Raw genomic sequence first — 12541 nt, 5'->3', positions numbered from 1 at the left:
GGCGCCCGGTCGTGCCCGCCGCGCCGCCTTCCCCCCGCCTAACCGACGAGGCCGTGACTGGCCGCGGAGGCGGCGCAGAACCCGCAGGCGGCACAGGTGCTCGGCGGGATCGCGCCGGCCGGGCAAGGGCTGGAGCGGCTGGACGTGCTCAGGCAGGATCTCGGCGCGGAGCAGCGGAACCTCGAGGCGCAGCAGGGTCTCTGACCGGGCTCGGGTCGGCGAGGCCGTAGGTGGTGCGGACCTCCCGCACCACCTCCCACGCCACGTGCGGGTCGATCGACAGCTGCGCGCGGGCGGTGCCGAGCAGCGCGACCCCCTTGTCCAGGTCGGCCTCCGCGAGGTCGTTGGTGAACACCTCGATCACCGTGGCGCAGAACAACACGAAGCACGCGCTCTGCCAGCGGACCCGCGGCATCGCCGAGTCCGCGGGCGGCACGAGCCGGGCCGACAGCGCGACCAGCTCGCCCGTCGCGCCGGTCCGGGTGATCATCAGCAGGTCGGTCAGGTGCGCGGTGAGCTCGGGGCCGTCGTCGAGCTGGCGGGCGGCCGCGGCGAACGCGTGTGCCTTGCGGTCCAGCTCGCGCCCGACCATCACCGCGGTGACCGACGCCAGGTCGGTGGAGCCGGTCTCCCGCACCGCGTCGATCATGTCGATCGTGCTGCGCCGCAGGTCCCGCGGCAGCCCGCCGGACAGGCAGTGGCACAGGTGGCTGAACGGCTCCGGTACGCCCACCAGCCGCCGGCCCATCCAGCGCCGGCTCTCCGCGAGGGTGAACGTGTCCATCCGGACCATCTCGGAGAACGCGCTGTCGAACGCGTCCCGCACGGGGATCCCGCGCCGCTCGAACGCGGAGATCGCGTCGTCGGACACCGCGACGAGGAACAGACACCCCTCGATGCCGAAGATTCCCTTGACGTCGTTGATGAACTCGTGTGCCTTGTCCGGCTGGGCGATCTTGTCCAGCTCGTCGATGGCGATCACCATGCGCTCGATCGCGCCCTGCCTCGTCAGTACCGACGTGGCCCACCCGGCGAACTCGCGGAACTTCTCGACGACCTCGGGGTGGGTGAGCTGCTGCTCGGCCCGCTGCGCCCCGCGTGCCCAGCCGACGTCGCTGCTGCCGAGCGGGATGCCGATCTTGCCGGACCAGCCGCTGGTGTAGGTCTGCAGGAACCGGATCCGGTCGAGCTGGTGGAACGCGGCCGCGTGCAGCTCGGCGAGGTCCTTCTTGTCACCGGTGGGCGTGGTGTCGATCGCGATGTCGAGCAGCCGGAACGGGAGCGACACCGCCAGGCCGACCACGGTCCAGGTCAGCGGCAGCACCGCGAGGATGAGCAGCGGCAGGGCGAGCATCTGGTTGCTCGTGCCGTCGGGCGGGTTGAGCACGTCCGGTACGTGGGCCGGAAAGTCGGCGAGCGTCATCGTGACGTGGTCGGCGAGGTCGGCGAGGAACTGCTGGTACGGCTTGTCCCAGAGCAGGAACGCGATGCCGGCCAGCAGCGCCGGGACCACGAGCTTGCGGATGAGCCAGCGCAGCACGCGTTCGACGTGCCCGCGGGGGTTCGGGGCCTGCTCGTGCTCCGGCGGCGGGGTCTTGCCGAGTCGCCGGCCGGTCAGCTCGATGACCTGTCTGGCGAGCATCGCGTGCAGGTGCAGGACGAAGTCGCGGGCCTCGTAGCGGGACGGCGCCGACGCGATCACCTGCATCGGCGGTGCCGCGCCGGGGTCGCTGAACAGGCCGCGGGCCGCCGCCCGGATCGCGGTGGTCTTGCCGACACCGCGGTGCCCGGCGATGGCCACCGCGTCCGAGGTGGACCGTTCGAGGATGCGCCGCAGCCGCTGGCCGGCCGCGGTGATGATGATCGGCGCCTCGTCGTCGTCCTGGTAGAGGTTGTGCAGGCCGCGGAGCGTGAGCGTCGTGCCGTAGCTGGGGGTGCGCCGGTCGTCGATGAACTGGCGCAGCTCCGGCAGCACGATCTCGTCCAGCACGGACCGCCGCCAGGTGGCCTGGTCCCGGGCGTTGCGCGCCGTCGAGACCACGGTCCACGCGTCCTCGCCGCCCAAGCCCGCCGCGACCCCCGCGGTGGCGACGAGGCCGACGAGGCAGAACAGGTCCAGCCACCACGGCATCGCCGACCACGAGGCGACGAGCATCACCAGGTACACCACGACCGCCGCCGCCGCGACCGCGATCCGGCTGACGGGCCGGGAGCGGGTCATCCGGTTGCTGGCCAGCCCCCAGCCGGTGGCCTTGGCGCGGGTGGTCCGCAGCGCGCCGGCCAAGTCCCGGGCGGCGCGCAGCCGCGCCAGGATGGTCGGGTCCTCGAGGATCGTGGCGCGTGCCTCGTCGAGCGGGATGTCCTCCTCGTCGAGCGCGTCGGCGATCTCGGGGTGCTGCAGAGCCTCCTCGAGCAGGAAGTGCAGGTCCCGCTGGGACCGCATCCAGGACTCGGCGGCGGCCGTGGTGTCCGCTGTCGGGTTTGTCACGGTGTTCCTGAGCCGTTGGTCCGATCATCGTGCTACATCGCCGCCCGGCCCGGGGACGGTTTCGGCTAAGGCCTGTCCCGTAGATCATCGGGTGAAGTCCCGCGCCGACTGCGCCGACTGCGCCGACCACCGGAACCTCAGGGGACCGTGACGGCACCCAGCCACCACCCACCTCGATACCCCGCACCATTCGCTGGGACGCAACGCACACTTTTGATCCCGGGGAGGCGGACTAGTTCTCTTCTGTCAGCTTGTTTCCTGTCCAGATCGCGTGCGTGCACGCGATGCCCCTTCCGCCCTTGGGGCGCAGCACGTCGTAGATGTGCATTCTCGGGATCTTCTCCGACAGGCCCCAGCCGCTCGGCCACGTGATGATCCAGTCCATGTCCAGGTCCACCAGCAGGCCCAGCATCCTCGCGATCGTCGGCTCGTCCAGGCGCTCGAAGGCCTCGTCCAGCAGCACCAGGCGCGCCGGTGGGAGGTCGGCTCCTGTGCTTATCGCGTCGTAGAAGGCGCTCGCTGCCGCGAACAACGTCACGTACGAGATGAGCCTCGTCTCGCCGGACGACAACTGCCGCATGCGCCTCGTTCGGGGGGCGCCGTCCGGGCCGTCGTCCTTGACCTTGACGGTGAAGCGGTACCAGCTTCGGTAGTCCAGGGCTCGTGCCAGGACCTCCGCGTAGTCCCCCGAGTGGCCGTCGCGTTCCGTCGTGATTCGATCCGTCAGGGCCCGGCGGAGCTGTTCGTCCTCGCCGGGGCCCCGGTTGGCGAACGGGGTGCGGATCAGGGTCATCGCCTGGCGCATGGTGTCGTCCAGGTCCGCGGCCGGTTGCCAGTCCAACTGCACGTGGACGCCCTGGCTCGAGCGGGCGACGTCGAGCGTCTCGTTCATGCGTCGGCACAGATCGTCCGCTACCGCCAGCTGGGCGGCCAGCTTGTCCGCCAGGTCTCGGAGCATGAACGCGTCGAAGATCGACTGGTACTCCTCCGACAGCAGGTCCCGTTGCGTCGCAAGCCTTCCGGCCACCTCGCGGGCGGCGACGGCGACCGGCTGGGGACCGTGCGCACCCGTGACCGTGACCGTGAGGATGTCGGCCGACCGCTGCGCCACGATGTCGTGGCTCCCGGCCAGCGCCGCCTGCAACGCCTGCAGGTTGCCCAGCACCGCGTCCTCGCTCACCGGCTCGCGGGACGACGCCGTCAACACCGCGAACGCCTCCGCGGGATCGTCCGGCAGCGGTGCGTCGACCGCCGCGGGCCAGACGCCGTCGGCGGCCAGGGCGTCGCCGAACCGCCGCTGGGCGAAGGACTCCCGCTCGACGAGCTCGTCGAGCCGGGCCTCTCTCGTGTCGAGCTGGGTCTGCGTCTTCCCTGCCCTGACCCGCGCGTCCGTGGCCTGCTGGCGCGCCGCGGGCAGGCGCTGGCGCACGCCGGCCCGCTCCTCCTCGGCCGACGCGAGGTCGCGCTCGAGCTGCTCGGCCGCGCCGCCGATGGCGCGCACCCGCTCCGCATAGCCCGCCGACTCGTTGCCGAAGTCCAGGCACGCGCGCTCGGCACCGGCCGACACGTCGGCCAGCTCCGCCGCGGCCCGGCGGTGGTTGCCGACCGCCTTGGCCAGCGTGTCGACCGCGCCCGCGCAGCGCCGGGTGAGGGCGGTGACGAGCTGGTCGGCGGCCGTCCGGGCGTCGAGGGCGGAGGTTCTGGCTCGCTGCAACGAGTCCACCGCCGCGTCCAGGCCCGCCGTTCGCGCGTCGGCGATCAACGCGTCCTGGCGGGAACGGTGCCGGTCGGCGGCCGCGGTGTGCGCCTCGCGGCCGGCGATGGCCCGGCCGGCGGCCTCGTCGGCCGACTGAGCGGCACCGCGCAGCGTGACGTGGGCGGTGAGCAGCGCGCGGTCGTCGGGGTGGTCGTCGATGTGCCGCTCCCACGCCGCGGCCTGCTCGCGGGCGGTGGCCAGCGCCGCGTCGGCCAGGTCGCGCTCGCCGGTGAGCCGGTCGACGAGCTCGACCAGCTCGCCGATCCGCCGCTCCCGCGCGGACTCCCGGGCGCCGGCGCCGACGAACTCCGCGGCCGGCTTGGTCATCGCGCCCGCGAGCACACCGGCCCGCCAGCGGCCGTCGGTCGACACGGCGAGGCCCGCGCCCGTCGCGCCCAGCGTCACGCGGTCGAGGAGGCGGGCCACGATCTCCGGCGACACGGGGGAGTCCGGCGGCACGGCCGGCACGAGCACCGTCGCGAGCGTCGGGCCTGCCGGGGGGTCCGTGTCGGCCACCGCGGTGAGCTCGGGCGCGTCGGCGTCGGTGAGCGTGCCGGCCGCGGTGACCCACGCGGTGAGCAGGCCCGACGACTCCAGCGCCGCCTCGCAGCCCGCGCGGGCCACGCCGTCGACGTCGGTGGCGAAGTCGACCAGCCGGTAGAACGCCGCGCCGGTGGCCGGGTCCCGCTCGGCCGTGGCGAACGCCGGCCGGTCCGGGTGAGTGTCCACACCGGACCGCAGGGCGGTGAGCTCGGCGGTGGCGGCGGCGAGCCGGCGGTCGAGGTCGTCGACGAGGTGCTTGGTGCGGCCGACCTCGGCGTGCAGGGCGGGCAGCCGGCCGCGGAGCCAGCTGTGCGCCCGCTCGGTGGCCTGCCGCGCGGCGTCCTGGTCGGCGACGAGCGTGGCGGGCGACGGTGGCGCGATCTCGGTGGTGGGCTCGGCCAGCGGGATGCCGGCGGCCCACTTGGTGACCTGGTCGTGCCAGGTGTGCGCGACGTCGTCGAGCTGCTGGGCGGACTCGTTGCGCCGCCCCGCCGCCTCGGTGGCCGCGAGCAGCGCGGCGCGCGCCTCCTGCTGGCGCCGGCCGAGGTCCTGCTTCTCGGCGTCCAGCTCGCGGGCGCGTTCCAGCAGCGACAGCGTGATCGCGCACCGCTCGCCCAGCTCGCGCGCACCGCGGGTGGCCTGCTCGGCGGCCGTGCGCAGCGCCGCGTGCAGGGTGTCCGGGTCGATCACGGGCGGGATGCGCCGGGTGCGCTCGACCGGCGCCGCCTCGGGGTCGAGCGTGGCGCGCGCGGTCTCGTGCACCTCGGTGGCCTCGAGCGCGGGCACCTCGGGCACCGCGGGGCACAGCGCCGGGTCGAGGCCGGCCTCGCGCATCCGGTCGCGGATGGTGGCGGCCAGCTCGGTGGCCTGCGCGGTGTCGTCGGCGAACCGGACCAGCTCGGCGAGCACGGTGTCGACGAGCTGCTCGGTGTGGTCGCGCTGGGTGCGCAGCTGGCGCAGCGCGCTGACCGCGGCCTGCCGGGCGGCCGACACGACCCGCTTGCGGTCGGCGAGGTCGCGGACGCTGTCGTAGAGCGGGCTCGACTTGAGGTCGTCGATGCGGCCCTCGAGGGTGATCTCGCGCTCCTCCAGCTGCGCGACCTCGGTCTCGGACTTCTCCGCCGCGGCCTCCTCGTCCCGCAGCCGGGTGACGAGTTTGGTGATCTCGGTGCGCGCGGCGGCCAGCTCCTTGGCCGCGTCCGCGCTCCGCCGTCCCGCGGTGCGCAGCGCGCCGTAGGCGTAGCCCGCGTAGCCGGTGAGGAACCGGCCGAGCGCTGTGTCGGCCGTGGCGAGCGCGCGGATGTTGTCCCTGATGGACTCGAGGTCCTCGAACGACCGGGCGAGCTGGTCGACGACCGCCGGGTCGAGCGGCGGCAGCGAGTCGGACAGGATCTGCTCGAGCTGGCCCTCCAGGACCTTGAGGCCGACGTCGGGGTTGCGCAGTGTCCTTTGTAGATGGAGCAGGTCGGCGTAGCGGGCCGCCGGGATGCCGTAGACCAGCTCGGAGATCTTGGCGCGGAACGGTTCCTCGTCGTGCAGGCAGTCGGCGCCGAGGAGGTCGCGCAGCGCGGTGGCGCCGACCGGGGTGCCGTCGGCGACGAGCTCGAAGTCGTGGCCGACGCGGGCCTCGGTGACGAACCGCCAGGAGTCGTTGATCTGCTGCGAGGTGGCGGAGGCCTTGATGCCGATGCCGGAGGTGAGGTACTCCGCGCGCCCGCCGACCACGCGGCGCAGCTCGATCCACGCGTAGCCGACGCGGTTGGGTCCGCCGGTGTAGTCGTCGAGCATGAGCCGGCGCATGCTGACCGTGTCGTAGCCCTTGGAGCCGATCTGGTGCAGGTCGCCGTCGAGGCACAGCGGCGCCAGCAGCTCGAGCGTGCGGGACTTGCCGGAGCCGTTGGTGCCCTGGAAGATCGCGCGGCCCCCGGACAGGTCGAACTCCTCGACCGAGTACTGCCAGACGTTGACGATGCCCCCGCGGTGCAACCGCCACCTCATGAGGTTCCCCCGTCAGCGTCTTTTTCAGCGTCTTTGTCACTGTCGAACAAGGACCAGCCGGGCAGCAGCGGCTCCTGCGCCGGCTCGTCCTCGGTGTCCCCGCCGGGCTGGCGCGGGGTGGCGTCGGGTGCGGGCTGCCAGCGGTGCGCGGCCGGGCTGATGAGCCAGCCGCCGTCGGCCTGGCGGGCCAGGCCCAGCGCCAGCAGCAGGTGCAGCAGGTCGTCCACCAGCCGCGGCACGCTCGTGACCACCTGCTTGGACCACGCCGCCGGGTAGGAGTCGACCAGCTCGGTGCAGACCTCGGTGACCCGCTCGATGCCGACCGGCACCCAGCCGTCCTCGCGCGGCGGCGCGGTGAGCAGCTCGGGCAGCGCCAGCAGCGCGATCCGGGACACCGTCGACTGGCCCGGGAACGCGAGGTCGGTGAGGTAGTCCTCCGGGTCGGTGACCGCGATGCCCTCCAGCCGCGACTCGGTGGCGAGCCCGAAGCAGCGCTCCAGCAGCCGCGACTCCGACCGCGCGCGGCGGCGCAGCCACGCGGCCTCCTCCTCGGTGAGGTCGGCGTAGTGGGTGACCGGGTGCTCGACGAGCCGGCGGCGCACCATGTGCTCGACGCCGCGCGGGCCGGGCCGGGTGGCGAGCGCGACCAGCTCGGTGGCGCTGCGGGCGGACCCGATCGGCCCGGTGACCAGCTGGCCCAGGAGCGAGGTGTCGATGGTGAGCAGGGCCTCCGCGCTGCTGTCGGACAGGCCCGTGACGGTGCCCTCGGTCTCGGTGAGGACGCCGAGCGAGACCAGGTGGCGCAGCGCGGCCGCGATGGCCCGCAGGTCGCCGAGGTCGTCGGTGACCTCGATGCCGGCCTGGGTCGCGGCCGAGCGGATGTCGGTGACCAGGCGGGACAGCAGCGTCTGCTGGCCGACCGTGGTGAGCGCGGCGAGGGCCAGCGCGAGGTAGGCGTAGCCGCGCGGGGTCAGCGTCGGCTCGCCGCGGGTGGGGTCGGCGCCGGGGCCGGCCTTGTAGAGGCGGGCGAACCGGCGCTCGACGACGAGCCGGTAGCCGAGGACGCCGGCGAACAGCTCGATGAGCGTGGCGCGGTGCCGGTAGACCAGCGGGAGGAGCTCGGCCTCGGGCCCGCCGGCCCGCAGCAGCGGGCGGCGCAGCAGCACCCGGGCGCAGCGCACGACGTCGGCCTGGTCGATCTCGCCGAGACGATCGAGAACCTCAGCACTCACGACGGCCCCTCGCAGGCTCGGTGCCGCCGCTCGCGGTCGCCCTGTGACATTGGTTCGCTCGCAAGCTCGTTCACGCGGAGACCTCGACCGTCGTGTCCTGGAGCCGCAGCACGCCCCCGGTGGTGCGGATGGTCTGGGTGCGGCCCGCTTCCGGCCGGATGGTGAGGCGCAGGCCGCCGACGGGGTCGCCGGACTCGCCGGCGTCGGTGGCGCGCTCGCGCTGGGCCATGGCGTCGGTGAGCAGCCCGCACAGCGTGCCGAGCGCGCCGGGGGAGAGGGTGACCTCGTCGAGGCGGCCCCCCGCGGCGGCCAGCTCGGCGAGTGCGTCGGCGTGCCGGGCGTCGGCGTCGCGGGCCTCGGCCAGGAGCTGCTCGCGGCCGAGCGGGTCGTCGAGGATGCGGGAGGTGCGGCCGCGGGCGCTGCGGTCGCCCCGGCCGCGGACGCTGACGGTGATGTCGAGGACCGGGCCGTCGGCCCACGGGGTGCGCTCGTCGTCGCCGTCGTGCTCGGGTGCGGGCAGGAGGTTGCGTGCGCTGTAGAGGCCGAACGCGGCGGCCGCGAGGGTGTGCGCCTGGTCGGGGGTGGCCTCGTCGAACCACGTGGCGAGGGTCGACAGCTCCGCCCGCCGGCCGGGTTCGGGGCCGCCGCCGGAGGTGGCGCGCTTGACGGTGGCGAGCAGCGTGCCGATGGCCCGCGCGGTGGCCTCGCGGAGGGCCGTGACCTGGCTGGGGCGTCCCGGGCGGTCGACGAACCAGTCGGTGAGCTCGGTCCAGTCCTCGCTGCGGCGGCCGCGGGCGCGCTCGAGGTCGGCGCCGAGCGAGCCGGCCGGGGTGAGCAGCTCGAGGAGCCGGCGGACGGCGCCGCCGAACTCCGTGCGGGTGAGGACCGCGGCGATGGTGGGGGTGTAGCGCAGGACGTCCTCGACGACCATCTGGATGTACTCGACGAGGAGGTTGCGGAAGCCGGAGATCTCGTCGGCCATGAGGTGGTAGCGGGTGACCACCTGGCCGAGGTAGGCGTAGAAGTCGCGGACCGTGGCGGCGAGCTCGCCGTGCTGGAGGAACAGGGTGGTGACCTGCTCGGCGAGTCGCTCGACGGCGCGCTGGGTGGCCTTGCCGTGCGGGTCGCGGCCATGCTCGAGGCTGGCCTTCGACAGGCGCGTCAGCAACTCGTCGAGACCGTGGGAGATGGCGGGGAGGAGCTCGCGGGAGACCTCGCGGGCGCCCTCGGCGGTGCGCAGCAACTCGTCGACGGAGCGCTGGACGCGGACGCCGAGCTTGCTGACCTGGTAGCGGACGCTGCCGTGCTGGAACTCGGCGATGCTCGAGGCGACGACCTCGCGCCGGCCGGGGACGAGGTTGCCCCACTCGACGAGCTGCTTGAGCCGCGCGATGACGGTCTCGACGCGGGACTCGCCGTCGGCCACCTCACCCCGCCGCTCGGCGCGGGCGACCGCCGCGGAGACCTCCCCGGCGGAGAGGTCGGCGAGCAGGGTCGAGGCGAAGAGCCGCATGATGGCCAGGTAGGTGCGCCGGTGCTCCCGCGCATCCAGGTAGGCGTACAACTTGAGCCGACGCGCCTCGTCCGCCGCTCGATCGGGCTCGGGCGCATCCGTAGACATGGACCAGCACCCTACCCGCGCCCCCCGACAGCGGCGTCTCGAGCGGAGGTCACCGGCGCGACCGGCCAGGGCGGCTTTCTCAATAGGACGGTAACGCGCGCACTGGAGATTTCGCCCAGACGTCAGCGGGTGCTCACCGTATGCACATCGCCTGTGCGACTCCGTCAGGGACCCTGCATCCGTGCTGGTAGACGTGGCGCGGGTGGCCGGTTCGGTCCAGGCGGTCGCGGTCCTCGGCGACTCGGTCGGGGTCGGGATCGGTGATCCCGCACAGAATGGTGGTTGGCGCGGCTTCGCGCCGTTGCTCGCCGACGCGTTGGGTGCGGCGCGGCTCACCAACCTGGCGATCAGTGGGTCGCGGGTGGGTGGAGTGCGTGAGCTCCAGCTGCCGGCGGCGTTGCGGGCGCGGCCGGACGTGGCCGTGGTGCTGGTCGGGATGAACGACACGATGCGCTCGGACTTCGACCCGGTGCGGTTGCTCGACGATCTGAGCCAGGTGGTGTCCGCGCTGAAGTCGGCCGGCGCGCTGGTGATCACCGTCCGGTACCACGAGCATCACCGGGTCTTCCCGCTGCCGGAGTTCCTCAAGCGGGCGCTCGCCGCGCGGATCGCCGCGCTCAACGAGGTGCTCGACGCGGTGGCGGCCCGGCACGAGGCCGCGGTGGTGGACCTGGGTCAGCTGCCCGATATCTACCTGCCGGCGGCCTGGGCGATCGACCGGCTGCACCCGTCGGAGCTGGGCCACCGCCTGCTGGCCCGCGCTATCGCGGTACGGCTCGCGGAGGCCGGCGCGGTGGTGCCGGGCGAGGTGTCGCTGGACTGCGCCGGTGGCCGGTCGGCGGGGCGGTTCGCGCACTGGGTGTGGCTGGTGTTCAAGGGCCTGCCGTGGCTGTGCCGCCGCGGCCGCGACCTGGTGCCGTACGCCCTGGCGGCGCTGCTGCGCGGCACCCGCTGACGCGACCAGAACTGTCGGTGCCGCCCGGTATGTGGACCGGGCGACCCCGGCCGTCCGAACGGTCCATTCGCACCGGGTCCACTCGAGCGTGTGGTCAGCCCGCCGCGGAGGCGTGCAGGTCCAGCATCGCGGTGATCGTCGCCGACCACGGGAACTCCTCGGCCCTGCGTCTGGCCGCCTCCCGCCGGAGCGGGGCCGGCCAGGACAGGATCTCCATCACCCCGGCCGCCAGGCCGTCCGGCGTGGCCGGCACCGCGACACCCGCGCCGGGGGCCAGCAGCTCGGGGGCGCCGCCGGTGACGGACGTGACCACCGGGGTCCCGCAGGCCATCGCCTCCAGGATGGACAGTCCGAACGTCTCCGCCACGCTGGGCGCGAACGCCACGTCCGCGCGGGACAGCGCGCCGGCCAGCTCGCGGCGGTCGCCGACGTAGCCGTGGAAGGTCACCGGCAGGTCGCGGGCCAGCTTCTGCAGCGACGACAGGGCCGGCCCGTCGCCGTACACGTCCAGCTGGACCGGCGTCCCCGCCGAGTCCAGCACGCGCATCGCGCCCAGGACCGCGGCCGGGTTCTTCTCCGGGGACAGCCGGCCGGCGTAGACCAGGCGGGCCGGGCCCGGCGCCGCCCCCCGCACCACCGGGCGGAAGGTCGACAGGTCGACGCCCAGCGGGACCCGGCGCAGCGCCACCTCCAGGCCCGCGAACTCGCGCTCGGCGTACCCGGAGGTGACCACGACCGTGTCGAACTTCGTTGCTATCCCGCGGTTCCAGCTCCGCACGGCGGGCACCAGCAGCGCGGCGCCGTAGGTCCACAGCCGCGGCATCCGCGCGGCGATCCAGCGGTCCAGCCGCTCGTGGGAGAACAGCACGGTCCCGACGCCGCGCTCGCGCGCCCACGCCCCGGCCGCCAGCAGCGTCGTCTTGTCCGAGACCTCGACCGACATCTTCGCGCGGCCGACCGCCAGCGCGTCGAGCAGCCGCAGCACGGCCCGGGACCGCGGCATCACCCGGTACCCGCCGCCGACCGGCACTCCCGGCACGGTGATCACGAGGCCGGAGTCGGTGCGCGCCCGGCCCGCCTTCTGCCCGGGCACGACCAGGACCCGCTCGTGCCCGAGGGCCGCATACCCACGGCCCAGCGTGTCCACGACGGTGCGCAGCCCACCGGAGATGGGGCTGTAGAAGTTGGCGAGCTGAACGATCCTCATCGGCGGCCCGAGCATGTCCCGACCCGGTGTGGCCCAGGTGCGCAACCGTCGCCGAACCGGTGAACTGCAGGTGAATACCGGCGGCCGAGCAAAACAGACCGTCCGGTTTGGAACTTGGCGGTCGAGCTGCGGGGACTCGGACGGGCAGCGGGGCTCCTGATAACCGGTTGCGCCTGGTTCACCTCGTCGGCGTGTCTGGTTCACCGCGATGTCCACCTTGGTTGGTTCCCGGACCGATAGACCCGGTGAACGGGAAATCACCATCCCGTCTGCTGATTTGTCCCAAATCCACGGATGGAGGCGGCTTGTCCCCCCGGTTCCGGTTCCGACGATTACCCGACGAGTCCTACTGCTGGATGCTGCTCGGCGGCAACAACCGGCTGATCGGCGCCGCGGACCGGGGCGAACCGACCATTCGCCGGGCCGTGCTCGCCGCCGAGCATGCGCGCGAGCTCGCCGCCGACGCGGAGTTCTCCTACTTCGTGGCCGACGACCGGCAGTGGTACTGGCGCCTGCACGGCAGCGAGGGACCGGTCGCGATCTCCGCGTCCGGGTTCGCCAGACGGCTCGACGCCCAGCGGGCCGCGGGCCGGTTCTCCCTGGCCGCGGCCACCGCCGGCATCCAGCTCGGCCTGGTCACGATCCCGGACCGGGTGCGGGAGCGCCCCGGCCGGTCCCGCGAGGACCGCCCACCGATGACGGGCACCGATGACAGGCACCGATGACGGGCGCCCGGCAGGC

7 protein-coding genes are annotated in these 12541 nt (G+C 73.8%); 2 read left to right on the top strand and 5 right to left on the bottom strand.

Annotated features, from left to right (window positions below; all coding sequences use genetic code 11):
• Positions 1–148: 148 nt before the first annotated feature.
• The 4 genes from VGD70_RS25405 to VGD70_RS25390 all read right to left on the bottom strand — a co-directional run bounded on the left by VGD70_RS25405 (position 149) and on the right by VGD70_RS25390 (position 9638).
• Positions 149–2488, bottom strand: a complete 2340-nt coding sequence (locus tag VGD70_RS25405) for a hypothetical protein (protein WP_331085560.1) — start codon at positions 2486–2488, stop codon at positions 149–151.
• Between the two features lie 232 nt (positions 2489–2720).
• Positions 2721–6785, bottom strand: coding sequence for a TIGR02680 family protein (locus VGD70_RS25400; RefSeq protein ID WP_331085558.1), 4065 nt, complete (start codon positions 6783–6785; stop codon positions 2721–2723).
• Complete coding sequence (locus VGD70_RS25395) at positions 6782–8017, bottom strand: TIGR02678 family protein (protein ID WP_331085556.1); 1236 nt, start codon at positions 8015–8017, stop codon at positions 6782–6784. Before VGD70_RS25395 ends, VGD70_RS25400 begins: the two co-directional genes overlap by 4 nt.
• A gap of 70 nt (positions 8018–8087) precedes the next feature.
• Entirely contained in the window at positions 8088–9638 is a 1551-nt protein-coding gene (locus tag VGD70_RS25390; protein ID WP_331085554.1) for a TIGR02677 family protein, read from the bottom strand.
• 181 nt (positions 9639–9819) lie between these two features.
• Between VGD70_RS25390 and VGD70_RS25385 the strand changes: the two genes are divergently transcribed.
• Positions 9820–10593: an SGNH/GDSL hydrolase family protein gene (locus VGD70_RS25385; RefSeq protein WP_331085552.1), complete on the top strand. Its 774-nt coding sequence runs from the start codon at positions 9820–9822 to the stop codon at positions 10591–10593.
• 94 nt (positions 10594–10687) lie between these two features.
• Here VGD70_RS25385 and VGD70_RS25380 read toward each other — a convergent pair whose 3' ends face one another.
• Positions 10688–11800: a glycosyltransferase gene (locus VGD70_RS25380; RefSeq protein ID WP_331085550.1), complete on the bottom strand. Its 1113-nt coding sequence runs from the start codon at positions 11798–11800 to the stop codon at positions 10688–10690.
• Positions 11801–12105: 305 nt separating this feature from the next.
• Between VGD70_RS25380 and VGD70_RS25375 the strand changes: the two genes are divergently transcribed.
• Positions 12106–12525, top strand: coding sequence for a hypothetical protein (locus VGD70_RS25375; RefSeq protein ID WP_331085549.1), 420 nt, complete (start codon positions 12106–12108; stop codon positions 12523–12525).
• Positions 12526–12541 lie beyond the last annotated feature (16 nt).

The organism is Actinophytocola sp. (assembly GCF_036402745.1).
GTDB lineage: Bacteria > Actinomycetota > Actinomycetes > Mycobacteriales > Pseudonocardiaceae > Actinophytocola.
Note: the sequence above shows the minus strand (reverse complement) of the source record. Positions and strands in the feature narration are given on the sequence as shown.

What these genes read in the sequence shown, in the direction of transcription:
- VGD70_RS25390 (WP_331085554.1), bottom strand. Translation starts at nt 9,638, where the DNA reads ATGTCTACGGATGCGCCCGAGCCCGATCGAGCGGCGGACGAGGCGCGT.
- VGD70_RS25400 (WP_331085558.1), bottom strand. Translation starts at nt 6,785, where the DNA reads ATGAGGTGGCGGTTGCACCGCGGGGGCATCGTCAACGTCTGGCAGTAC.
- VGD70_RS25380 (WP_331085550.1), bottom strand. Translation starts at nt 11,800, where the DNA reads ATGAGGATCGTTCAGCTCGCCAACTTCTACAGCCCCATCTCCGGTGGG.